Raw genomic sequence first — 21,901 nt, forward strand, 5'->3', positions numbered from 1 at the left:
CCGCTGCCGGGCCGGTTCAGGCCGTGGGCGGCGGGAGCTGGGCGGCGATGTGGTCCAGCAGCATCTGGAGGGCGGCCGGGTAGGCGCTGTGGGGCATGCGGCGGGCCAGGAGGTGGGCGGTGGCGGCGATGTGGGGGTGGGTGTCGGCGGGCAGGCGGGCGTAGGTGGAGTGCCACATCGCCTCGTCGCGGGTGCGGGCGGTGTCGGCCAGGGCGAGGGACGCGGCGTCCAGGGCGGCGAAGGCCAGGCTCTGGTCGATGAAGGTGTGGTAGACGCGCACCGCGCTCTCGTCGGGCAGGCCGGTGCCGCGCAGGATGCCGAGGATGGTCTCGTCGACGGCGATCTCGCGGGGGCGGCCGGTGACGCGGCTGGCGGTGAGGACGGCGGCCTGCGGGTGGGCGAGGTAGGCGGCGTGGATGGCCAGGCCCAGGGCGCGCAGGTCGGTGCGCCAGTGGCCGGTGGCCGTCCAGCTGTCGAGGGCGCGGCCCATCAGTTCGTCGCCGATGGCGCGGGTGAGGTCGTCCATGCCGGTGAAGTAGCGGTAGAGGGTGCTGGCGTCGGCGCCCAGGGCGGCGCCCAGGCGGCGGGCCGTCAGTCCGGTGCTGCCGTGTTCGCGCAGCACGCGCAGGGCGGTGCGGACGATGAGTTCCTCGGTGAGGACGGTGCCGCCGCGGGTGGGGCGGCGCCGCCGCCGTGCCGTTTCGGGGACCACCTGTTTGGCCATGCCCCACCGCCTTCCGTGCCGCCGCACCGGCCCTTATGCCAACAGGGTTGACCTTATCCTGCGGTGTCTTGTTGCATCGGCGTGCCCCCGAAGGGCGCGGTGCCCGGGGGCGGAAAGGTGTGTGTGGCATGCGCGTGCTGCTGGTGGGTGCGGGTGGGGTGGGGACGGCTGTCACCCGGATCGCCGCCCGGCGTGACTTCCTCGCCCATATGGTCGTCGCCGATGTGGATCTGGGCCGGGCCGAGGCCGCGCTCGCGGCGCTGGGTGAGCGGCGGGCGCGTTTCAGTGCGCGGCAGCTGGACGCCTGCGATCAGGAGGCGGTGCGCCGCCTGCTCGTCGAGGAGCGCTGTGACGTGCTGCTGAACGCCACCGATCCGCGGTTTGTGATGCCGCTGTTCCGGGCGGCGCTCGCGGCGGGGGCGGACTATGTGGACATGGCGATGTCGCTGTCCGTGCCGCACGCCTCCCACCCGTATCAGGAGTGCGGGGTCAAGCTCGGCGACGAGCAGTTCGCGCTGGCGCGGCAGTGGGAACAGAGCGGGCGCCTGGCGCTGGTCGGGATGGGTGTGGAGCCGGGCCTGTCGGATGTCTTCGCCCGCTACGCCGCCGACGAACTCTTCGACGAGATCGAGGAGATCGGGGTGCGCGACGGCGCCGACCTGCGGGTGGAGGGGTATGAGTTCGCGCCGTCGTTCAGTATCTGGACGACGATCGAGGAGTGCCTGAACCCGCCGGTCGTCTGGGAGAAGGGGCGGGGCTGGTTCACCACGGCCCCGTTCAGCGAGCCGGAGGTGTTCGAGTTCCCCGAGGGCATCGGGGCGGTGGAGTGCGTCAACGTCGAGCACGAGGAGGTGCTGCTGATCCCCCGCTGGGTGGACGCCCGCCGGGTCACCTTCAAGTACGGGCTCGGCGGGGACTTCATCGCCCGGCTGAAGACGCTGCGGGAGCTGGGTCTGGATGCCACCGCCCCGGTGACCGTGCGCGATGCGGACGGGCGGCCGGTGCGGGTCTCCCCGCGGGACGTGGTGGCCGCCTGTCTGCCGGATCCGGCCGGTCTCGGGGAGCGGATGACGGGCCGCACGTGTGCGGGCACCTGGGTCAGGGGCACCAAGGACGGGGCGCCGCGCGAGGTGTACCTGTACCACGTGGTGGACAACCAGTGGTCGATGCGGGAGTACGGCTCGCAGGCGGTGGTCTGGCAGACGGCGCTCAACCCGGTGGTCGCGCTGGAGCTGCTGGCCACCGGTGTCTGGTCGGGCCGGGGTGTCCTCGGGCCGGAGGCGCTGGCGCCGCGCCCGTTCCTGGACCTGCTGGGCGAGTACGGCTCGCCGTGGGGGCTGCGCGAGGAGCACTGAGGCGGGTGCCGCCTGCCGCCTGACGCCGCTGTCAGGAGCGGTCGGGGGTGGCGAGGTCGCGTCCGAGCACGGCCAGGGCGCGGTCCATCAGCTGGGCGAGGTCGCCCTCGCGGCCGTGTTCGCCCCAGTGCAGGACGACCTGGTGCAGGCCGCCCATGACGGCGCCCACCAGGACGCGCAGGTCGAAGTCGTCCGCGGGGCGCCCGGCCCGTTCGGCGAGCGCGGCGGTCAGGGCGGCCACGGACCTGTCCTGGCTGTCCTGCATCTGGGCCCGTACGGCGGGGACCTTGCGGGCCAGTTCGATCCGCCACTGGTACTCGGTGTGGAACTCCTCGCCCAGGGTGCGGGCCATCTGGGTCAGGGCCTGGCGCAGGGCGAGGAGGGGGGGTTCGTCGGCGGGGCGCTCGCGCAGGAACGCCGCGCCAAAGTCGGCGTACTCCTCCTCGCGCAGCACCATGTACTCCTTGCTGGGGAAGTAGCGGAAGACGGTGCTGGGTGAGACGTCGGCGGCGGCGGCGATCTGCTCGATGGTGGTGTTGTCGTATCCCCGCTCGTCGATCAGGCGGCGGGCGGCGGCGCGGATGGCCTGGCGGGTGCGCCGTTTCTTGCGCTCGCGCAGGCCGAGGCCGGCGTCGGCGTCCGGGGCGGCCGCGGAGGTGGTGGTGTCGGTGGTGGCTGCGCGCATACGGTCATTGTCGCCTCCCGTCGGCCACCGTGGGCAGCGTCTGGGTGACGTCGGGGGTGCGGGGGTGCACGGCGGGTGCCGGGCGGTCGTCGGGGAGGGTGAAGGCGGCGAGGACGGCCGCGGCCAGGCCGGTGATGCCGCACAGCAGGAGCACGGCCGTCATGCCGTCGGTGAAGGCGGCCTCGGCGGAGCGGGCCAGGTGCGGCAGGTCGAGGCGGGCGGCGACGGCCTGGGCGGCGATGACGGACTCCCGGGCGGAGTCGGCGGCGTCGCCGGGCAGGGCTCGGGTGTCCAGGCGGCCGGTGAACACCTGGGTGAGGAGGCTGCCCAGCAGGGCGATGCCGATGGCGCCGCCGGCCTGGCGCAGGGTGGCGCTCAGGGCGCTGCCGGTGCCTTCCTTGCCGGGGGGCAGGGCGGCCAGGGCGGTGTCGACGGCGGGCACCTTGACTTCCTCCTCCGCCTAAAGGCAGGGGATTCCAGCGGTCGCCCGCTGGGCTTCCTGCTTCACCGACGACCGCCCCGTCCGGGAGGGCTCCCGTTGAGGTCTTACACCGTCTCCACAGGCAGACGCCGCCAGCCCGGCGGCCAGAATGTTGCGTGCCGCGTTCACATCGCGGTCGTGCGTGGTGCCGCAGTCGCACGTCCACTCGCGGACGTTCAGCGGCAGTTTCTCGCGGACCACGCCGCAGTTCCCGCACATCTTCGAGCTGGGGAAGAAGCGGTCGATCACGACGAGTTCGCGCCCGTACCAGGCACACTTGTACTCCAGCATGGAGCGCAGTTCCGTCCAGGCCGCGTCCGAGATGGCGCGCGCGAGCTTGCCGTTCTTCAGCAGGTTACGGACGGTGAGGTCCTCGATCACGACCGTTTGGTTCTCACGGACGAGACGAGTCGACAGCTTGTGCAGGAAGTCACGGCGCCGGTCCACGATCCGCGCATGGACCCTGGCGACGCGACGCCGGGCCTTCTCCCGGTTCGCCGAACCCTTCACCTTCCGCGACAGCTCACGCTGCGCGCGGGCCAGGCGGGCACGGTCACGCCGCTCATGCCCCGGGTTGGTGATCTTCTCCCCGGTGGACAGGGCCACCAGGGACGTGATCCCGGCGTCGATACCGACCACCGCACTGGTGGCGGGAGCCGGAGCGATGCGGTCCTCGCACAGCAGGGACACGAACCAGCGACCTGCCGCATTGCGGGACACCGTCACCGTGGTCGGCACCGTACCCTCGGGCAAAGGACGCGACCAGCGGATGTCCAAGGGATCCGCCATCTTCGCCAGAGTCAGCTTCCCGTCACGCCACTTGAACGCGCTGCGGGTGTATTCCGCCGACGCCCGGGACTTCTTCTTCGACTTGAACCGCGGGTACTTCGCCCGCTTGGCGAAGAAGTTGGCGAACGCCGTCTGCAAGTGACGCAGCGCCTGCTGGAGCGGCACGCAGGACACCTCTGCCAGGAAGGAGAGTTCCTCGGTCTTCTTCCACTGCGTCAGCGCCGCCGACGACTGCACGTAGGAGATCCGGCGCTGCCCGCCGTACCAGGCACGTGTACGGTCCAGAAGAGCCTTGTTGTACACGAGGCGGACGCAGCCGAACGTGCGCGACAGCTCAGCCGCCTGCTCGTCCGTGGGATAGAAGCGGTACTTGAACGCCCGCCTGACCAACCGCGCCACACCTCACAAGCTATCAACTCCCGTGTGGGCGGCACGCGTTGGCCGGTGATCTGTACACGCCGGTCCGCGTGGACGGCGAACCGGCTTCCCCCACCCCGCCCAAGCCCGGTTCAGGGGGCGGCGACCGGGTGGGAGTCCTGCACGGCGCGGTGGACGTCGAGGGCGGCGGTGGCCTTGTTGAGGGTGATGTAGTGCAGGCCGGGGGCGCCCTCGGCGAGCAGGCGGCGGGCCAGGGCGGTGGCGTGCTCGACGCCGATGCGGTGCCCGGCGGCCGGGTCGGTGCGGGCCGCTTCGAGGCGGTGGGCGAGGTCCTCGGGGAAGGTGGCGCCGGACAGTTCGGCGAAGCGGCTGATCTGGCGTACGTCGGTGGCGGGCATGATCTCGGGAATGATCGGGATGTCGCAGCCCGCGGCCGTGACCGCGTCGCGCAGGCGCAGGTAGTCCTCGGCGCGGAAGAACATCTGGGTGATGGCGTAGTCGGCGCCGGCCCGGCACTTGGCCACGAAGTGGCGGATGTCGCTGTCCCAGTCGCGTGAGCGCGGGTGCATCTCCGGGAAGGCGGCCACGCCGATGGTGAAGTCCCCCAGCGAGCGGACGAGTTCGACGAGCTGGTAGGCGTAGGTGAAGCCCTCGGGGTGCGCGGTCCAGGGTCCCTGCGGGTCGCCGGGCGGGTCGCCGCGCAGCACCAGGACGTCCCGGATGCCGGCGTCGGCGTACTGGCCGATGATGTGGCGCAGTTCGGCGGCCGAGTGGCCGACGGCGGTGAGGTGGGCGACGGGGCGCAGGGTGGTCTCGGCGGCGATGCGGCGGGTGATGCCGATGGTCTTCTCGCGGGAGGAGCCGCCGGCGCCGTAGGTGACGGAGACGAAGTCGGGGTGCAGGGCTTCCACGCGGCGCAGGACGTTCCACAGGGTGCGCTCGCCCGCCGTGGTGCGGGGCGGGAAGAACTCGAAGGAGAAAGTCGTCATCGGGGCCTTCCTTCGTGGCTGCCCCGGCCCTCGGGCCGGGAGGCGGCCCGTGCGGGGCGGTCGTCGGCGGGGTGGGGCGTGGGTGTTCCCCGGCTCTCCCCCGCCCCCCTTTTTTTTTGGGGGGCGGCCGGGGGGTGGAGGTCAGGGGGTGTGGTGGTCGTCGGGGGGTGCGGCGGGGCCGCGGGCGTGGGCGTGGGCGGGCTGTTCGCCGGCCGTCCACGGCCAGGCGCCGGTGCCGTGCGCAGGGCCGGGCGGGGGCTGGGGGCGGTTGCGGGAGTGGCCGAGGATGACGATGGAGGCCGCGACCAGGACCAGGTTCTTCAGGATGTACTGGCCCTCCAGGGTGCAGATCCCGTACGTCTCCCAGGTCCGGTCGGGGAAGAGCAGCAGCGGGGTGAAGGTGCCCGCCATGTGGGCGAGTTGCAGCAGCAGGGTGGGGGCCAGGGCCCTGCCGCTGATCAGGAGGAGCCCGATGGTGGTTTCCAGGGCGCCGGTCAGGACGGAGGCGGTGCCTCCGGAAAGGAGTCCGAAGGTGAGCCGTTCGGTGGTGTCGGCGGCCAGGGCCTCGGCCGGGCTGAGGCCGGGGACGAACTTCGGTGCCCCGAACCACACGTAGATGAGGCCTATGGAGATCCGCAGGAGGGTGATCCCCAGGGAGGCGCTGAGCTGTTCAAGGGCGCGCACCGTCCTTGCGTAGATGCGCATCGGCATGTCTGGTCCCCCGGTCGGATGTGGGTGCGGCGTGGTGGCACCCCGAGGGGTGCCGGGTGCCGTTGGCGGTGTCAGGCGTTGCGGTAGGCGACCTTGGTGGCCATGGCGGTCAGTTCGTCGCGCCAGACGGTGTCGATGGGGGCGTCGGCGATGGCCTTGCAGCCCCGTTCGACGAGGTCGGCGATGTGCGCTTCGACGTCGGCGGGCACGCCGGTGTCCAGCAGCCGGTCGCGGACCTCGGCGGGTGCGTGGCGGCCGCTGGTGACCAGGGTGCGGATGCGGTCGTCGCGCTGCATCGCCCAGCCCAGCAGCAGGGTCATCTTGTGCTGCTGGAAGTCCAGGCCGGCGGGCTTGCCGGTGTCGGCGGCGTCACCGAAGGCGTCCAGCAGGTCGTCGCGGAGCTGGAAGGCCTCGCCGACGGCTTCGCCGTACTCCTTGAAGGCGGGGGCGAGGTCGGGGCGTCCGGCGACGCTCGCGCCGACGGCCAGTGGCCGGTGGATGGTGTAGTGGCCGGACTTGACCAGGGCGACGAGGCGGGACAGGCGCGGGTCGACGGAGAACTCCGCGGCGGCGGCGATGTCCATGTACTGGCCGATCATCAGTTCCGCGCGCAGGGTGTTCCACACCTCCAGCACGGTGGCCGGGGCGCTCGACATCAGCTGGTCGGAGTAGACCAGGGCGAGGTCGCCGACGAGGACGGCGACGCTCTCGCCGAAGCGGCGGGCCTCGCCCTGCCAGGCGTTGGCGGTGTGCAGGGCGCTGTGGTGGGCGTGGACGGTGGGCTCGCCGCGGCGGCGGGTGGAGGCGTCGAAGACGTCGTCGTGGACGAGGGCGGAGACGTGCAGCATCTCCAGGGCGGCGGCGGCCGCGACGATCGCGCCGTCGTCCGGGTCGCCGCCGGCGGCGAGGTGGCCGGTGACGCAGAAGGCGGGCCTGATGCGTTTGCCGCCGGAGGCGACCAGGTCGCTCAGGGCGTCGACGGCGACGACGGCGCGTTCGTCGACCGTCGCCCAGGTGTCGTGCTCGGCGGTGAGGAAGGAACGCAGGTGCTCCTCGACGCGGCCGAGGAGCACCTGGCTGGTGCGGCGCGCGGCGGCGGCCGGATCCTGGCCCGTGCCCGGCGAGGAGGTCACTTCCGTGGTCACACCTATCTCCTTGTACGGGAAGAACTCATGCGGACAACAGCTGGTGTGCGGTGGGGGCCGGGCGCGGACGGGTCACCATTCGACGAGGGCGAGGCCCGCGGCCATGCCGCCGCCGAACCCGGCGATGAGGATCAGTTCGCCGGGGTGGAAGGCGCCCTGGCGGGCGGCGGCGTCCAGGGTGAGGGGGATGGACGCGGCGCCGGTGTTGGCGTGGTCGGCGAGGGTCTGGTGCATGGTGGCGTGCGGCAGGGCCATCTTGGCGAAGACCTCTTCCAGGAGGATGCCGTTGGCCTGGTGGGGCACGAAGTGGCGGATGTCGTCGGGGATGACCCCGGCCTCGTGCAGGAACTGCTTGGCCAGCTGCGGCAGGTGGTCGTTGACGAAGCGGCGCACCTCGCGGCCGATCATCGCGAAGTACTGCTGGCCCTCATCCAGGCCGGCCGGGTCCAGGGGGCGGCGGCTGCCGCCGGCGGGCACCTCGATCAGGTGGGACATCTCGCCGAAGGTGTGCAGGGTGCTGTGGCGGATGCGCGGGCCGCTCTGGGCGGGGCCCAGCACGAGGGCTCCGGCGCCGTCGCCGAAGAGGATGACGGTCTTGCGGTCGGTGGGGTCGAGGATGCGGGAGTAGATGTCCGCGCCGATGACCAGGGCGTGGCCGCCGCGGCGGGCGAGGACGCCTTCGGCCGCGGACAGCGCGAACACCGAGCCGGAGCAGACGGCGTTGACGTCGAAGGCGGCCGCGGCGGCGGCGCCGAGGTGCTGCTGGACGTAGGCGGCGGTGGGCGGCTGGGGGCGGTCCGGGGTGGAGGTGGCGACCACGATCACGGACAGCTGGTCGGCGGTGATGCCCGCCGCCTCCAGGGCGGCGCGTGCGGCCTCGGCGGCCAGGTCCGAGGTGGCCTGGCCGGGGGCGGCGTAACGGCGCTGGCGGATCCCGGTCTTGCGGGTGATCCAGGCGTCGTCGACCCCGGCTGCCGCACCGACCTCGTCGTTCAAGACAACCCGGTCCGGCACATAGGCACCCGTACCGAGGATCCTGACGTCGCTCATGCGGCGGCCCTCCCTTCAAGTGGTGGTCACAGGTGGTGTGGTGGAAAAAGCTGGAGCGGATGGGGTGCTCGGCGGCCCGCCCCGCCCCTCCCGGGGGCTGTCCGGCGCGGGGCGGGGGCGGGCCGCCGAGGGTCAGCGGGCTTCGTAGATGCGCTTGTGGTCGCGCAGGGCGGCCAGCCGGAACGGGCCGGTGGTCTGCGCCGGGGTGGGGTGGTCGCCGCCGTCGCCGGGGAAGGTCCGCTGGTGCAGGTCGCGGTATCCGGCGTAGTCCAGCGGGGTGCGGCGCTCGATGGTGGCGCGGTTGGCCTTGGTGCGCAGGTGCTCGCGGTAGCCGGCGACGGGGGTCGCGGCGAAGAACTCCGCGACGCTGCCGGAGCCGTAGCTGAACAGGCCGATGGGGCGGCCGGTGAGGTCGTCGGCCTGGTCCAGCAGGGCGGCGAGGCCCAGGTAGACGGAGGCGGTGTAGCTGTTGCCGATGACGGTGTTGTAGGCGGTGGTCAGGCCGATGGCGGCCTCGACGGCTTCCTTGTCGGTGTCGGCGCCGCAGTAGTTGAGCAGGTGGCGGTGGGCCTTGTAGGCCATCTTGGTGAAGGGCTGGTGGTAGCAGAACGCGGCGAACTCCTGAAGGGTGCGGCCGCCTTGTTCGCTGTAGTCCTTGAAGGCGCCCTCGACGGCCTGGAGGTAGGCGTTGATGGACTCCTGCCCGTCGACGAGGGCGGCGTCGCGGTAGTTGGGCCGCCAAAAATCCATGACGTCGGCGGTGAACAGGCCGGAGCGGTCCTCGATGCGCAGCAGGGCGGGGTCGGCGCCCACCAGCATGGCGACGGCGGCGGCGCCCTGGGTGGCCTCGCCGGGGCTGTCGAGTTCGTACTTGGAGACGTCGCTGGCGATGACCAGGACCTGCTGGGCGGGGTCGCGGCGGATGAGGCCGATGGCGAACTGGAGGGCGGCGGTGGCGCCGTAGCAGGCCTGCTTGAGTTCCACGACGCGGCAGGCGGAGGGCAGCTGGAGCAGGGAGTGCACGTAGATGCCGGCGGCCTTGGCCTGGTCGATGGAGGACTCGGTGGCGAAGACGACGGTGCGGATGCGGTCGCTGCCGTGGGCGGCGATGAGGGGGGCCGCGGCGGCGGCGGCCATGGTGACGATGTCCTCGTCGGCGGCGGGCACGCTCATCGACTGCTGGCCGATGCCGATGTGGTACTTGCCGATCTCGGTGCCGTTGTGCGCGGCGAGGGCCGTGTGCGGCAGCACGAACTCGGTGCTGGCGAAGGACAGATCGTGTATTCCGACGGCGATATCGCTGGACATGAGCCTTAAACACCAACCTTTTGTGTCGTGTGGTCGCGTTCCAACTGCACGTGCGCGCGCATGAGTTCGCCGGGGTTGGTCTGGGCGGCGAGCAGGGACAGCTCCCCGCACAGCACGGTGGCCGCGGCGATGACGGCCAGCCGGCGGGCGTTGTGGCCGGGCTCGGCCTCGGCGCGGCAGCCCAGGCGGGCGAGGTTCGTCTCCACGAAGGCCAGGCCCTTGCCGTTGCCGACGGTGCCGACGATGAGGTTCGGCAGGGTGCAGGCGAAGTACAGGTCGCCGTCGCGGTCCTCGGCCATGGTCACGCCCTGGGAGCCCTCGACGATGTTGGCGGCGTCCTGGCCGGTGGCCAGGTAGAAGCCCAGGAGCATGTTGGCGAAGTGGGCGTTGGCGGAGCGGATGCCGCCGGCCAGCAGGGTGCCCAGGAGGTTCTTGCGCAGGTTCAGCTCGGCGATCTTCGCGGCGGTGGTGTGCAGGACGTTTGCCACCACGTCGCGCGGGACGAGGAGTTCGGTGACGACGTTCTTGCCGCGGCCGAGGATGCCGTTGATGGCGGTGGCCTTCTTGTCGGTGCAGTAGTTCCCGGAGATCGACCCGTAGGAGATGCCGGGGATCGTCTTGAGCAGGTGGCCCAGCAGCGCGTCGGAGGCGAGGGTGGCCATGTTGTGGCCGGAGGCGTCGCCGGTGGCGAACTCGAAACGCAGGAACAGCAGGTTCGCGTTGATCTCGTGGCGGATGCCGATCAGCTGCGCGTAGCGGCTGCCCTGGCGTACCACCTCGCGCAGTTCGTCGATGCGGGCGTGGATGGTCTGCGCGGCGGTGTGCGCGGTGCCCGCGTCGGTGGCCTCCACCAGCACCGAGCGGGTCATGCGCTCGTCGACCAGGGTGGCGACGATGCCGTTCTCGGCGAGCATGGACACCTTCGCGCCGCGGCCCACCGACGGCCACAGCGGGGATTCGTAGGTGGCCAGCGGCACCTCGGTCTCGCAGGTGGCGACGTTGCCGGAGATCCGCAGCGGGCCCACCCACCGCATCGGGACCGAGGCGATGGCGTGTGTGTCGGTCATCGTGTGCTTCCCGTCGTGGTTGCGGTGGAGCGCTGGGCGAGCGCCCGGGTGTCGATGCCGCGGTCGGTGCAGAACTCCCTGAGGGAGCCCTCGATGAGCACGTCGCAGCCGGTCAGGTCGGCGGGCGTGGCCGCGCCGAGCATGGTCTGCAGCGCCGCCAGCTGGTCCAGCCACGTCTGAAGCTGGGCGACGAGGGCGGGTACGCCGCCGTCCAGGAGGGTGCGCAGGAAGCCGCCGGAGGAGCCCACCGCGCGTGCGCCCAGCGCCAGGGCGCGGGCCACGTCCAGGGGGTGGCGCACCCCGCCGGAGGCCAGCAGCGGCAGGCCGGTGCCCTGGGCGTCCAGCAGGCAGGCCGCCGCCGACTGTCCCCAGCCGTTGAGGAAGGCGTACTCGCCCAGTTCCCGGCGGCCGTTCTCGATGCGGGCGAAGTCGGTGCCGCCGCGGCCGCTGACGTCGGCCGCCGCCACCCCGAGGTCCTTCAGCTGGGCCACGGTCTGCCGGCTCAGGCCGTTGCCGACCTCCTTGACGATCACGGGGACGTCGACGGCCGCGGCGATCTTCTCGATCTGCGGCGCCCAGGAACCGAACGAGCGGTCGCCCTCCGGCATCGCCGTCTCCTGCGCCGTGTTGATGTGGATCTGCAACGCGTTCGCGCGCAGCAGTTCCAGGGCGCGCCAGACGTTCTCCACCGAGGCGGTGGCGTTGACGTTGGCGATGACGAACCCGTCGGGGTTGTGCTCGCGCAGCACCTGGAAGGTGTGGGCGCAGGAGGGGTCCTTGAAGTAGGCGTTCATCGAGCCCGACGCGATGGGGACGCCGGTTTCGGCGGCGGCGGTGGCCAGGTCGCGGTTGATGACGCCGGTCTTCTCGCTGCCGCCGGTCATGGCGTTGATGTAGATCGGCACCGGCCAGGTGACGCCGGCGAAGCTGGTGGCCAGCGACACCTGCGGCCGGTCGATGCCGGCCAGGGCGTGGTGGACGAAGGACACCTCGTCGAACTGGTTGACCCCGCGGTGGGTGTGCTGCTGCTCGATGGCGAGCCGGACGTGGTCGTCCTTGCGTTGAGCGCTCATTCCTCGATCCCTTCCAGGGCGGGACGCAGGGGCAGGGGCAACACCCCGGCCGCGGCCCACCGTTGCGTTACGTGGGAGATGTCCTGGGACGCGGTGGCGTCCAGCAGGGCGATGCCGCAGTCGCCGCCGCCCGCCCCGGAGGGCTTGGCCGCGCCGCCGGCGGCCTCGGCGGCCGTGCACAGGGCGGTCAGCTTGTCGGTGAAGATGCCGAGGCCGACCTCGTCGTCCAGGCGTGCCAGCGCGTGGCGGGCGCGGCGGATCTGTTTCAGCAGCCCGGGGCCGTCACCGGTTTCGAGGGCGTCGGTGGCGGCGTGCACCAGGTCGCGGCTGGTGTCAAGGAAGTGCTGGTGGGAGGCGGTGCCGCGCCAGGTGCGGCGGTGCAGGTGGGCCACCAGCGAGGTGGTGGAGGCGGGCTGCCCGGTCCAGCCGACCTGGAGGGACAGGGCCTTTGGTGGGGGCAGGCGGCGCACCGCGAGGCCGGGCCAGGGCTCGGTGAGCGCCCGCTCCAGGCCGGCGCGGGCCGCCAGGTCGAGGGCCTTGTCCCGGTCGGGTGCCTGGTAGGCGATCCAGCCGCCGTAGGTGCTGGCGGCCAGGTCGCCGCCGGAGGACTTGGCGTCGATGGTGGCGGTGGCGAGCAGGGCGAGGCGGTAGCGGTCCTCGGTGGTCAGGGACAGGCCGCACAAGGCCGCCACCGCCTTGATGGTGGCGGCGGTGACCGCGCCGCTGGAGCCCAGCCCGTACTTGCGGCCGTCCTCGTGCAGGGTGCTGGTGATCGACAGGTGCAGGCGGGGGGCGGGCAGGCGGCGTTCGGCCAGCAGCCGGGCCACCGTCTCGACGGCGGCCTTGACATACGTCGGCCCGCCGCCCGGCGCCGGGGTGCCGAGGTCGGCCAGGCGGCCGTCCTGCCAGCGCAGCCGGACCGGCGCGGCGGCCAGGTCCGAGGACAGCACCACGTCCACGTCCGCGCCCGCCTCGGCCTCGGCTGCGGGGTCCAGTCGGCGGGCGGTGACGGTGACGTAGCGGTCGACGGCGAGGAGGATGGCCGGGTTGCCGGGTTCGACGACGGCGTACTCGCCCGCGACGAACAGTTTGCCCGGCGCCCGGCACACCACCGTGTCCGCGGCCATCACACGCCCCCGTCCAGCAGGTGGGCACCCGGCCCCGGGCGGGCGGTGACGACCGTGCCGGCGGCGTCGCGCACCGCGTCGGCGACGTCGGCGGCGTCCGCGCGGCGGCACAGCACCTTCACGTTGGGCCCGGCGTCCATGGTCGCGTAGGCCAGGACGCCGTCCTGGCGCAGTTTCAGCACCCGGTCCAGGACGGTGACGGTGGCCGGGGAGAGGTAGCGCACCGCGGGGCGGGCGGCGAGCATGGTGGCGTGCATGCCCAGCGCGTTGCGTTCGGCGATCTCCCCGACCGCCTTCAGGTCGCCGCGCACCAGCGCGGAGCGCATGTCGGCCAGGTCGTCGCGGCTGGAGGCGGCCCACGGCCCGTACAGCGGGGAGGTCTCAACGGTGCGGCGCATGGCCTGGCGGCTGGAGACGGCCTTCTCCCCGGCGTTGACGACGGCGATGACCAGCGCCGCGTCCAGGCTGTCGGCGGCGGGCACGGGTTCGGCGTAGGAGGAGGTGTCGCCTTCCTCGCCGGTGCCGGTGCCCGCGTGCCACAGGGCGAAGGAGGAGAACACCGAGCGGGAGGCGGAGCCGGAGCCGCGGCGGGCCAGACGGGACAGGCCGGCCGCGTCCAGGCGCAGGCCGTAGGCGGCGGCCGCGGCCGTCGCCAGGGCGGCGAACCCGCTGGCGGAGGAGGCCAGTCCGGCGCCGGTGGGCACGGTGTTGCGGGTGTCGACGACGGCCCGCACGCTGCTGCCCGCCCGTGCCCGCACCAGGTCGAGGAAGGCGGTGATGCGGCGCAGCGTCTCGCCGGTGGCCTCCTCGCCGTTGAGGGCGGCCCGGTCCTCGGGCGCGTCCTGGTCCAGGCGGACGTGGGTGGTGGTGGGAAAGACGTCCAGGGTCATCGAGAGGCTGTCGGTGACCGGCAGCATGAGCTGCTCGTCCCGCTTGCCCCAGTACTTGATCAGCGCGATGTTCGGGTGCGCCACGGCGCTCGCGCCGCGCGCGGCGGGCGCGGCGGGCGCGGTGAGCGGCCGGGCGGCGGATGCGGATGCGGGTGCGGGAGTGTCAGAGAGCATGGTTGTCGAGCCCCTTCAGCGGTACGACCCAGGTCTGGACGGCGCCGGCCTCGTGCAGTTGGCGGGTGACCTGACGGGCCCGCTCCGGGCGGGCCAGGGCGATCACACAGCCGCCCAGCCCGCCGCCGGTGATCTTGGCGCCCAGGGCGCCCGCCCACAGCGCGCCCTCCACCAGCGTGTCGATGGTGTTGGTGCTCAGACCGGCGGCGCGCATCAGGTCGTGGTAGTCCGTCAGCCGGGCGCCGAGTTCCTCCGGCTTGCCCTCGGCCAGCGCCTGGCGGGCCGTCCATGTCAGCTCCGTGGCGCGGCCCACGAACCGTTCCTGGGCGCCGGGGTGGCGGCCGAAGCCCTCGCGCAGCATCTGCACGGCTTCCTTGGTGCTGCCCGCGGTGCCGCTGTCGGCGACGATGAACAGGCCGTCCCAGCCCACCGCGAGGGCCTCGGTGCGGCCCTGCTGGAACAGCAGCGGGGCGGCGGCGCCCACCGCGCGGGCGTCCACGCCGCTGGCCCGGCCGTGCGCCATGTTCTCGGCCGTCTGCACCAGCTCGAACGCCGCGTCCTCGGTCAGTTCACGGCCGAACAGGTCGGCCAGCGCCAGCACGATCGCCCTCGAACTGGCCGCGCTGGAACCCAGCCCCCGCCCGTGCGGGATCGCGCTGTCCAGCAGCACCTCCAGGTGCGGGCCGCCGGTCACGCCCTCGCGCCGGCGGAACTCCGCGATCAGCCGGTGCAGCCCGTCGGAGGCCTGTGTGACCAGCGCCCGCGAGGGGGTGCCGGTCATCGTGTAGGACAGCTCGCCCGGCCCGTCGGCGGTGTGCGAGGACCATCCGGCGCTGGCCGTGACCGCGAGCTGCGGGATCGGCAGGGCGAGCGCTGGTGCGCCGTACACGACCGCGTGCTCGCCGAGCAGGATGGCCTTGGCGTGGGCGCGGCCGATGCCGACCGAGCGGGCCCGGCGGCTGCCTGGCAGCCCCTGCGCTGAGGTCGGAAGAGTCAACGCACTCAGCTCCCTATGTCTGTTCTGGGGTCAGATCGCTTGGTCATCGGGATCGCAGCGTCCAAACAGTGGTGTGGATGGCGAAGGGTGACGCGGCCATGGCGCGGGGTGGCACGGCATGACGCCCAGCGGCCCGGTCCGCGGGAGACGACGCCTGTAGGGGTGCGTCTTGCGCGGGCCGGGCCGCTGGGCGAAAGGAGGAAAGGGGTGTGCCCGGCCCGTGCGGGGCCGGGGGTGAGATGGGGGGCGTGTGCGCCCAACTCCCCGCCACGCAACGATTTTTGGGCAGGGTAGATGTGGGTAGATAGTGACACGGGGACTCCCTGGACGCCAACAGCAGAAGGCAGTGACTCAGCTCACGCGCCCCGGGGCGGGGCCGGCGGACGGCAGCGGGCCGGAGCGTCCCGGGGCAGCGGCGGGGGACCCGCGCCCGGGGCGCTCCGGCCCGGTCCGCGGCGCACCGGCCCGGCTGACCAACTTGCCGGGTGGGGCGGCGCGGGTGGTGCCCTGGCGCCGGGTCAGGGCCGGCGCTGGAGGGCGATCTCGGTGAGTTCCTCGATGTCGAACTGGGAACGGCGGTGCGGGGCGCCGTAGCGGGTGATCTTCCCGCGGCTGACCCACTTGCGGATGGTCGCCTCGGAGACCCCGACGGCCAGGGCGGCCACCTTGGTGGGGACCAGGCGGTGGCTGGGCGGCTTGGTCATGCGCTGACACCCTTTCGCTGCCGCTCCATGAGTTTCCTGAGACCGAGCCATTCGCGCATCTCCCATGAGTGCCCTGAGGAACAGCTGATGCTGGCGATCGCCGCGCGGGTGCCGCGCTGCGCGGGGACGCTGATCGTCCCGGCGCAGCCGTCCACCACGCACTGGCGGATGAGGGTCTGGAGGTCACCGGAGCCGGGGTCGATCATCTGCCGCAGCTCGACGACGAGGTGCTCGATCTCGTCGGCGAACTCCGCCGCCGGAGGCTGCGCGGTGAGCCAGCCCAGGTGGGCGGTGAGGAACCGCGCCAGATGGGGCACCGAGCGCGGCGGGGCGGGAGTTGCGAGCTTGTCGACGACCATGCCCGACCACGACTCGAGGATGGCGAGGATGTTGTGGCGGGCGTCGAGCACCGAGATGTCGAGGTAGTCCCGCTTGCGGCTGCCGGAGACCTTGGTGGGGTTGGTGCGCCGGGCGTTCGTCGGCGACACCTGGTGCAGGCACTCCTGGTGCAGGCCGGGCAGCGCGCGCAGGCTGCGTTCCACCCGCCGGATGCACGGCGCGCACAGCACGGCCCCGGCGGCGGCCCGGCTGTCGTGAGTGTGGCCCCTCGGGCATGGGTGAGACGTCATCGAAGCTCCTTCATCAGGTGGCTCGCCCCCGTGGTGGATCGTGTGCGCGTCCCGTGCCGCCGCGCGGCGTCAGCTGAAGCGTCCTTCTCGGCCTGGCGTCGTCGGTGAGGGTGCGTCATGTCGGTACGTCAGGTGCGTCATCCCGGTACGCCGGTACGTCGGTGCGTCGGTGCGGTGCGGTTGGTGGGTGGTGCGTCGGTGCGGTGCCGTCCGGTGCCGTGGGGCGTGGCCGGGCGGGCAGCCCCATTACCCGACCGGCGACTCGAGTCCCGATACAGCCTCGTTGGGGGCCGGCTGGCGCGGGGCGGCTCCAGTGGGCTTCCAGGCGGAAGCGAGCCCTGGTTGAGCCGCTGCGCCGACGGTGGCCGAAGAAGGAGGCACTGTGGACGGTACGCACGGAGGCGGCGCAGAACGCGCCGCGCTCCCCGCAGGGCCGCTGGTCACGGCGGCCGCTGAGTTTCCCCCCGGCGATGCCCTCTCATCCGGGCACCACAACCCTCGCGCAGCAGCCGCCCCGCCCGCCGGGGACGGCCCTGCCGCGCACCTACGGGTGTGCATCGTCGGCGCCGGACCGCGGGGCCTTTCCGTGCTGGAACGGCTGTGCGCGCAGGAACGCAAGTCACCGCGCTGGGACACCGTCACCGTGCATGTCGTCGACCCGGACCCGCCGGGCTCGGGGCGGGTGTGGCGGCCGGGACAGTCCCGGCACCTGCTGATGAACACCGTCGCCTCGCAGGTGACCGTCTACACCGACGCCAGCGTCCGCATCGAGGGCCCGCTGGAGGAGGGGCCGAGCCTGTACGCGTGGGCCAAGGCCCTTCAGTCCGGCGCGCTGGACACCCCCGCGCCCGGCGGGCACAGCGGCGCGGTGCTGGCCGAGGCACGGGCGCTGGGCCCGGACACCTACCCCACCCGCGCCCTGTACGGGCACTATCTGATCTGGGCGTTCACCCGGGTCGTGGCCAAGGCGCCGGCGCATGTGACGGTGCGCACCCATCCGGTGCGGGCCGTGGCCCTGCACGACGAGGACGGTCTGCCGGCGGGGCCGCAGACGGTGGTGCTGGAGGACGGCACCCGGCTGGGCTCCCTGTCCGCGGTGGTGCTCGCCCAGGGTCATGTCCCGGCCGAGCCCACCCCCGCCGAGGCGGAGCTGGCCGCTTTCGCCGCGGCCCACGACCTGGTGTACGTCCCGCCCGCCAACCCCGCCGATGTGGACCTGTCGGCGATCGCACCGGGGCAGCGGGTGCTGCTGCGCGGGCTGGGCCTGAACTTCTTCGACTACATGGCCCTGTTCACCCAGGGCCGCGGCGGCTCCTACGAGCGGGCCGGCGGCCGTCTGGTCTACCGGCCCTCGGGCCGCGAACCGCGCCTGGTCGCCGGTTCCCGGCGCGGCGTGCCCTACCAGGCGCGCGGTGAGAACGAGAAGGGCGCCCACGGCCGCTACTTCCCCAGGCTGCTGACCGCCGCGCACATCGCCGGCTTGCGCGGGCGGGCGGCGAGGGGGGCGGCCATCGACTTCGCCGCCGACCTGTGGCCGCTGATCTCCAAGGAGGTGTGCGGGGTCTACTACACGGCCCTGCTCACCGCCCGCGGAGTGGATGCGGCGGCGGTGGAGGAGTTCGGCGAGCGCTACCTGCACACCGCGCCGGGCCCCCAGGAGGACCGCCTGCTTGAGGAGGCGGGGATCGGGGCGCCGCAGCGGTGGGACTGGGACCGCGTGGCCCGTCCCTTTCCCCCGGGCGCGCTCAAGGACTGGGACGCCTTTCGCCGCTGGCTGCGCGGCCATCTCGACGACGATGTGCGCCTGGCCCGCCAGGGCAATGTCTCCGGGCCCGTCAAGGCCGCCCTGGACGTCCTGCGCGACCTGCGCAACGAGGTCCGCCTGGCCGTCGACCACGCGGGCCTTGACGGCGCCTCCCACCGCGACGACCTGGAGCGCTGGTACACCCCGCTCAACGCCTACCTGTCCATCGGCCCGCCCGTCTCCCGGATCGAGGAGATGGCCGCGCTCATGGACGCCGGGATCCTCGACGTCACCGGCCCCGCCCTGCGGGTGACGGCCGACGCCGGCGACGGGTCCGGCCCGTGCTTCACCGCCGTGTCCGACGCGATCGGGGATGTGCGGGTGCGGGCCACCGCCCTGATCGAGGCCCGGCTGCCCGACATCGACCTGCGGCGCACCGCGGACCCGCTGATGCGGCAGCTGCTGGAGGGCGGCCAGTGCCGCCCGTACCGCATCCCCCGCCGCGACGGCGGCGGGTACGAGACCGGGGGGCTGGCGGTGACCGAGCGGCCCTACCGCCTCGTCAGCGCCGAGGGGGTGCCGCATCCGCGGCGCTTCGCCTACGGGGTGCCCACCGAGTCCGTGCACTGGGTGACCGCGGCGGGCATCAGGCCGGGCGTCGGCTCGGTGACCCTGGAGGACTCCGACGCCATCGCCGCGGCCGTCCTCGCCCTGTCCCCGGCGCTGCCCGCCCTGGGGCAGCCGGAGCCGGCCGCGGTCCAGGAGGCCGCCGCCCCGAGCGGAAAGGCGGCCCGGACGTGACCTGGCGTCAGCAGGCCGGCGAAGCGGCGGGGATGCCCGCCTACCTGGACGCCGGGCTGCTCTCCCCGGTGCGGGCGGGCACGGACGTGGAGGCGGCCGTCGGCGACGGGGCCTGGCTCCAGGCGATGCTGGACGCGGAGGCCGCCCTGGCCCGCGCCCAGGCGGCGTGCGGCACGGTGCCCGCGGCGGCGGCGAAGGCGATCACCGCCGCCGCCCGGGCGGACCTGCTGGACCTGCGCCAGCTGGCGCTGGCCGCACGCGAGACCGCCAACCCGGTGGTGGGGCTGGTCAAGGCGCTGACCGCGGTGGTCGCCCAGCGCAACCCGCAGGCCGCGGAGTACGTGCACCGCGGCTCCACCAGCCAGGACATCCTGGACACCGGCGCGATGCTGGTGGCCGCCCGCGCGCTGCGCCTGATCCTCGCCGACCTGCACGCCACGGCCGACGCGCTCAAGGACCTGGCCGCCGAGCACCGCAGCACCGTGATGGCGGGCCGCACGCTGGCCCTGCACGCCGTGCCCACCACCTTCGGCCTGAAGGCGGCCGGCTGGCGCCAGCTCGTCCTGGACGCCGCCGGCCGCCTTCAGCGGGTCGCCGACGGCGGGCTGCCGGTCGCGCTGGGCGGCGCGGCCGGCACCCTGGCCGGATATCTCCAGTACGCCGGCGAGGGCGCCGATCCGGCCACCGTGCTTCAGGAACTGGGCGCGGCGTTCGCCGCCGAGACCGGGCTGGCGGCGCCGGTGCTGCCCTGGCACGCCCTGCGCACCCCCGTCGCCGACCTGGCCGCCGCCCTCGCCCACACCACCGGCGCCCTCGGCAAGATCGCCGCGGATGTGCTGGTGCTGACCCGCACCGAGATCGGCGAGGTCAGCGAACCCGCCGTCGCCGGACGCGGCGCCTCCTCGGCCATGCCGCACAAGCAGAACCCGGTCCTGGCCACCCTGATCCGCTCCGCCGCCCTCCAGGTCCCCGCCCTGGCCGGGGTGCTGACGCAGCTGATGACGGCCGAGGACGAACGCTCCGCGGGCATGTGGCACGCCGAGTGGCAGCCCCTGCGCGAAGCCCTGCGCCTGACCGGCGGCGCCGCCCACACCGCCGTCGAACTCGCCGGGGGGCTCACCGTGCGCCCGCAGCGGATGCGCGCCAACCTCGCCGCCACCGGCGGCCAGCTCCTGACCGAACGCATCTCGGCCCATCTGGCCCCCCGCATCGGCAAGACGGCCGCCAAGGACCTGCTCACCCAGGCCTCGCTGCTCGCCGCCACCACCGGCCGCCCCCTCGCCGACGTCCTGGCCGAACTCCCCCAGCTCGCCGGCATCCTCACCCACGCCGAGGCCACCCGCCTCCTCGATGCCGACGGCTACCTCGGCGCGGCCCACGCCCTCGTCGACCGCGCCCTGCACACCTCCAGCCCCCCGGCCCCCCGCAACGGGCCCGGCACACCGCACACCCAGAACCCCTGAAACAAGCCCGGCACACCGCACCCCGGCCCCCTGTGAAGCGGGCCCAGCACGGCCAAGCGCCCGCCCCGGTCCGCGGGGCGGGCGCTCAAGCCCCCCTCGTAAACGCCTCGAACACGCCTCGAGGCGCGGCGCGTGGCTGGCCAAAGCCTGCCGCCCGCGCGGGGCGTGCCCGCATGATGCACGAGACAACGTACAAGGAGGGCGGGCGAGTTGACCCCAGACGACGCGCACCTGGCCGGCGGCCACGGCCACGCCGTGGTCATCGGCTCCAGTCTCGCCGGGCTCGCCACGGCCAGAGCCCTGGCCAACTTCATGGACCACGTCACGGTCGTCGAACGCGACTGGGTGCCCCGCGGCCCCGGCCGGCGCCGTGCCGTGCCCCAGGCCCGGCACACCCACCTCCTGGCCCCCGACGCCCTGCACGGCCTCGAGCAGCTCTTTCCCGGCATCGCCGAGGACCTGACGGCGGCCGGAGCGGTCCCGGTCCGCCTGGGCGAGGACACCCTGGTGCTGTCGGCGGGCGGCTGGCTGCCGCGCACGGCGGACGGCGGGCGGCTGCTGAGCGCGAGCCGTGACCTGACCGAGGCCGTGCTGCGCGAACGGCTGCTCACCGAGCCCAAGGTGAGCTTTTTGACCCGGCACGAGGCCGTCGCCCTGGAGGGCGGGCCCCACGACACCGTCACCGGCGTGTGGGTGCGCCGCCGTGAACGCCCCGCCCAAAGCGGCGGCCGGGGGCGGCGACGGCTGATATCGGCCGACTTCGTCGTGGACGCCACCGGCCGCGACTCATCGGCCCCGCGCTGGCTGGCCGAACTGGGCTACACCCCGCCGAAGGAAACCGTCCTCGCCCCCCACCCCGCCACCGCTACGGCCGTGTTCACGCCGCCCGTCGGCCATGTCGCCGACTTCCGGGCCCTGTTCCTGCTGCCCGGCCACGACGGCCGGGGCGGCCAGGGCATGCTCCAGCCCCTCGAAGGCGGCCGCTGGTCGGTGTCGGTGCGCACCGGCGACACCCGGCCGGCCCCCACCGGCCACGCGGGCCTGCTCACCGCCGCCGCGCGCCTGGGCCACCGGCTGCTGCACGACCTCATCGCCGCCGCCACCCCCCTCGGCCCCGTCTACACCCGCCCGGCCGCCGCCCCGCGCTGGCGCCACTACGAGAAACTGCGCCGCTGGCCCGACCAGTTCCTCGTCGTCGGCGACGCCTACGCCACCTTCGACGCCGCCCTCCCCCAGGGCCCCACCCACGCCGTCCACTGCGCCCTGGTCGTGGACCAGTTACTGGCCGCGCACGGCACCGCCATCGGCCTGGGCTACCGGCTGCGCCGGGCCCTGGCCCGGCAGCTGGCCCCCGCCTGGCGGGCCGCCACCCACCACACCCGCCCCCTGCCAGGCGGCCCGGCCGGGCGCGGATGGACGGCCCGCCTGCGCCAGCGCCTCACCGCCCGGCTGACCGCGGCCGCGCCCACCGACACCGATGCCGCCGCGGCGCTGCTCACCGCGCTGCACACCCCCCTGCCCGCGACCGCCGTGCTGCGCTGGCGGCTGCTGCGCGCCGCGCTGCGCGGCGCCCGCCGCCCGGCCCCCGCCGCGCCGCCCAGCACCACCCACGGCCCC

The 21,901-nt window shown here is 73.6% G+C and carries 20 protein-coding genes; 4 read left to right on the forward strand and 16 right to left on the reverse strand.

The window, feature by feature from the left end; all coding sequences use genetic code 11:
- Positions 1–16: 16 nt before the first annotated feature.
- A complete protein-coding gene (locus tag KBY47_RS15825) occupies positions 17–724 on the reverse strand; it encodes a TetR/AcrR family transcriptional regulator (protein WP_210921733.1) in 708 nt (235 codons plus the stop codon).
- A 128-nt stretch (positions 725–852) separates the two neighbouring features.
- Here KBY47_RS15825 and KBY47_RS15830 point away from each other — a divergent pair, with 128 nt between their 5' ends.
- Complete coding sequence (locus KBY47_RS15830; protein ID WP_210921734.1) at positions 853–2,079, forward strand: saccharopine dehydrogenase family protein; 1,227 nt, start codon at positions 853–855, stop codon at positions 2,077–2,079.
- 31 nt (positions 2,080–2,110) lie between these two features.
- Here the strand turns inward: KBY47_RS15830 and KBY47_RS15835 are convergent, their stop codons facing one another.
- The 15 genes from KBY47_RS15835 to KBY47_RS15905 all read right to left on the reverse strand — a co-directional run bounded on the left by KBY47_RS15835 (position 2,111) and on the right by KBY47_RS15905 (position 16,276).
- Positions 2,111–2,764 carry a TetR/AcrR family transcriptional regulator gene (locus tag KBY47_RS15835; RefSeq protein WP_210921735.1) on the reverse strand — a complete coding sequence of 218 codons (654 nt, stop codon included), beginning with the start codon at positions 2,762–2,764 and terminating at the stop codon, positions 2,111–2,113.
- A 4-nt stretch (positions 2,765–2,768) separates the two neighbouring features.
- Complete coding sequence (locus KBY47_RS15840; protein WP_210921736.1) at positions 2,769–3,206, reverse strand: hypothetical protein; 438 nt, start codon at positions 3,204–3,206, stop codon at positions 2,769–2,771.
- 18 nt (positions 3,207–3,224) lie between these two features.
- On the reverse strand, positions 3,225–4,433 hold the full coding sequence (locus KBY47_RS15845) for an RNA-guided endonuclease TnpB family protein (RefSeq protein WP_210921737.1): 1,209 nt from the start codon (positions 4,431–4,433) through the stop codon (positions 3,225–3,227).
- Positions 4,434–4,543: 110 nt separating this feature from the next.
- A complete protein-coding gene (gene metF, locus KBY47_RS15850) occupies positions 4,544–5,401 on the reverse strand; it encodes a methylenetetrahydrofolate reductase [NAD(P)H] (protein ID WP_210921738.1) in 858 nt (285 codons plus the stop codon).
- Between the two features lie 141 nt (positions 5,402–5,542).
- Positions 5,543–6,106 (reverse strand): hypothetical protein, encoded by a 564-nt coding sequence (locus KBY47_RS15855; protein ID WP_210921739.1) that lies wholly within the window; start codon positions 6,104–6,106, stop codon positions 5,543–5,545.
- Between the two features lie 77 nt (positions 6,107–6,183).
- Positions 6,184–7,257, reverse strand: a complete 1,074-nt coding sequence (locus KBY47_RS15860) for a polyprenyl synthetase family protein (RefSeq protein WP_308405173.1) — start codon at positions 7,255–7,257, stop codon at positions 6,184–6,186.
- Positions 7,258–7,329: 72 nt separating this feature from the next.
- Positions 7,330–8,307, reverse strand: a complete 978-nt coding sequence (locus KBY47_RS15865) for a 3-oxoacyl-ACP synthase III family protein (RefSeq protein WP_210921740.1) — start codon at positions 8,305–8,307, stop codon at positions 7,330–7,332.
- Positions 8,308–8,439: 132 nt separating this feature from the next.
- Positions 8,440–9,615 carry a hydroxymethylglutaryl-CoA synthase gene (locus KBY47_RS15870; RefSeq protein ID WP_210921741.1) on the reverse strand — a complete coding sequence of 392 codons (1,176 nt, stop codon included), beginning with the start codon at positions 9,613–9,615 and terminating at the stop codon, positions 8,440–8,442.
- Between the two features lie 5 nt (positions 9,616–9,620).
- Entirely contained in the window at positions 9,621–10,682 is a 1,062-nt protein-coding gene (locus tag KBY47_RS15875; protein ID WP_210921742.1) for a hydroxymethylglutaryl-CoA reductase, read from the reverse strand.
- Positions 10,679–11,755, reverse strand: coding sequence for a type 2 isopentenyl-diphosphate Delta-isomerase (gene fni, locus KBY47_RS15880; RefSeq protein WP_210921743.1), 1,077 nt, complete (start codon positions 11,753–11,755; stop codon positions 10,679–10,681). The genes KBY47_RS15875 and fni overlap by 4 nt, the downstream gene beginning before the upstream one ends.
- A complete protein-coding gene (locus tag KBY47_RS15885) occupies positions 11,752–12,882 on the reverse strand; it encodes a phosphomevalonate kinase (RefSeq protein WP_210921744.1) in 1,131 nt (376 codons plus the stop codon). Before KBY47_RS15885 ends, fni begins: the two co-directional genes overlap by 4 nt.
- The gene (mvaD, locus tag KBY47_RS15890) at positions 12,882–13,946 is read right to left on the reverse strand and encodes a diphosphomevalonate decarboxylase (RefSeq protein WP_210921745.1); all 1,065 of its coding nucleotides are present in this window, start codon (positions 13,944–13,946) and stop codon (positions 12,882–12,884) included. The genes KBY47_RS15885 and mvaD overlap by 1 nt, the downstream gene beginning before the upstream one ends.
- On the reverse strand, positions 13,936–14,943 hold the full coding sequence (gene mvk, locus KBY47_RS15895; protein ID WP_210921746.1) for a mevalonate kinase: 1,008 nt from the start codon (positions 14,941–14,943) through the stop codon (positions 13,936–13,938). Before mvk ends, mvaD begins: the two co-directional genes overlap by 11 nt.
- Before the next feature lie 518 nt (positions 14,944–15,461).
- Complete coding sequence (locus tag KBY47_RS15900) at positions 15,462–15,647, reverse strand: hypothetical protein (RefSeq protein ID WP_210921747.1); 186 nt, start codon at positions 15,645–15,647, stop codon at positions 15,462–15,464.
- Positions 15,644–16,276, reverse strand: coding sequence for a hypothetical protein (locus KBY47_RS15905; protein ID WP_210921748.1), 633 nt, complete (start codon positions 16,274–16,276; stop codon positions 15,644–15,646). The genes KBY47_RS15900 and KBY47_RS15905 overlap by 4 nt, the downstream gene beginning before the upstream one ends.
- Positions 16,277–16,826: 550 nt before the next feature.
- Here KBY47_RS15905 and KBY47_RS15910 point away from each other — a divergent pair.
- The 3 genes from KBY47_RS15910 to KBY47_RS15920 form a co-directional block, all read left to right on the forward strand.
- The gene (locus KBY47_RS15910) at positions 16,827–18,821 is read left to right on the forward strand and encodes an FAD/NAD(P)-binding protein (protein WP_374103083.1); all 1,995 of its coding nucleotides are present in this window, start codon (positions 16,827–16,829) and stop codon (positions 18,819–18,821) included.
- A 32-nt stretch (positions 18,822–18,853) separates the two neighbouring features.
- The gene (gene pcaB, locus KBY47_RS15915; RefSeq protein ID WP_210921774.1) at positions 18,854–20,284 is read left to right on the forward strand and encodes a 3-carboxy-cis,cis-muconate cycloisomerase; all 1,431 of its coding nucleotides are present in this window, start codon (positions 18,854–18,856) and stop codon (positions 20,282–20,284) included.
- 210 nt (positions 20,285–20,494) lie between these two features.
- On the forward strand, positions 20,495–21,901 hold a 1,407-nt coding region (locus tag KBY47_RS15920), incomplete at its 3' end, for an NAD(P)/FAD-dependent oxidoreductase (protein ID WP_210921749.1).

Origin of the sequence: Streptomyces sp. B93, from assembly GCF_018070565.1 — a bacterium.
GTDB lineage: Bacteria > Actinomycetota > Actinomycetes > Streptomycetales > Streptomycetaceae > Streptomyces.

Coding starts and splice junctions, on each gene's coding strand:
- KBY47_RS15855 (WP_210921739.1), bottom strand. CDS start 6,106: ATGCGCATCTACGCAAGGACGGTGCGCGCCCTTGAACAGCTCAGCGCC.
- KBY47_RS15905 (WP_210921748.1), bottom strand. CDS start 16,276: ATGACGTCTCACCCATGCCCGAGGGGCCACACTCACGACAGCCGGGCC.
- KBY47_RS15830 (WP_210921734.1), top strand. CDS start 853: ATGCGCGTGCTGCTGGTGGGTGCGGGTGGGGTGGGGACGGCTGTCACC.
- mvaD (WP_210921745.1), bottom strand. CDS start 13,946: ATGCTCTCTGACACTCCCGCACCCGCATCCGCATCCGCCGCCCGGCCG.
- KBY47_RS15885 (WP_210921744.1), bottom strand. CDS start 12,882: ATGGCCGCGGACACGGTGGTGTGCCGGGCGCCGGGCAAACTGTTCGTC.
- fni (WP_210921743.1), bottom strand. CDS start 11,755: ATGAGCGCTCAACGCAAGGACGACCACGTCCGGCTCGCCATCGAGCAG.
- KBY47_RS15825 (WP_210921733.1), bottom strand. CDS start 724: ATGGCCAAACAGGTGGTCCCCGAAACGGCACGGCGGCGGCGCCGCCCC.
- KBY47_RS15835 (WP_210921735.1), bottom strand. CDS start 2,764: ATGCGCGCAGCCACCACCGACACCACCACCTCCGCGGCCGCCCCGGAC.
- KBY47_RS15865 (WP_210921740.1), bottom strand. CDS start 8,307: ATGAGCGACGTCAGGATCCTCGGTACGGGTGCCTATGTGCCGGACCGG.
- pcaB (WP_210921774.1), top strand. CDS start 18,854: ATGCCCGCCTACCTGGACGCCGGGCTGCTCTCCCCGGTGCGGGCGGGC.
- metF (WP_210921738.1), bottom strand. CDS start 5,401: ATGACGACTTTCTCCTTCGAGTTCTTCCCGCCCCGCACCACGGCGGGC.
- KBY47_RS15870 (WP_210921741.1), bottom strand. CDS start 9,615: ATGTCCAGCGATATCGCCGTCGGAATACACGATCTGTCCTTCGCCAGC.
- KBY47_RS15900 (WP_210921747.1), bottom strand. CDS start 15,647: ATGACCAAGCCGCCCAGCCACCGCCTGGTCCCCACCAAGGTGGCCGCC.
- KBY47_RS15875 (WP_210921742.1), bottom strand. CDS start 10,682: ATGACCGACACACACGCCATCGCCTCGGTCCCGATGCGGTGGGTGGGC.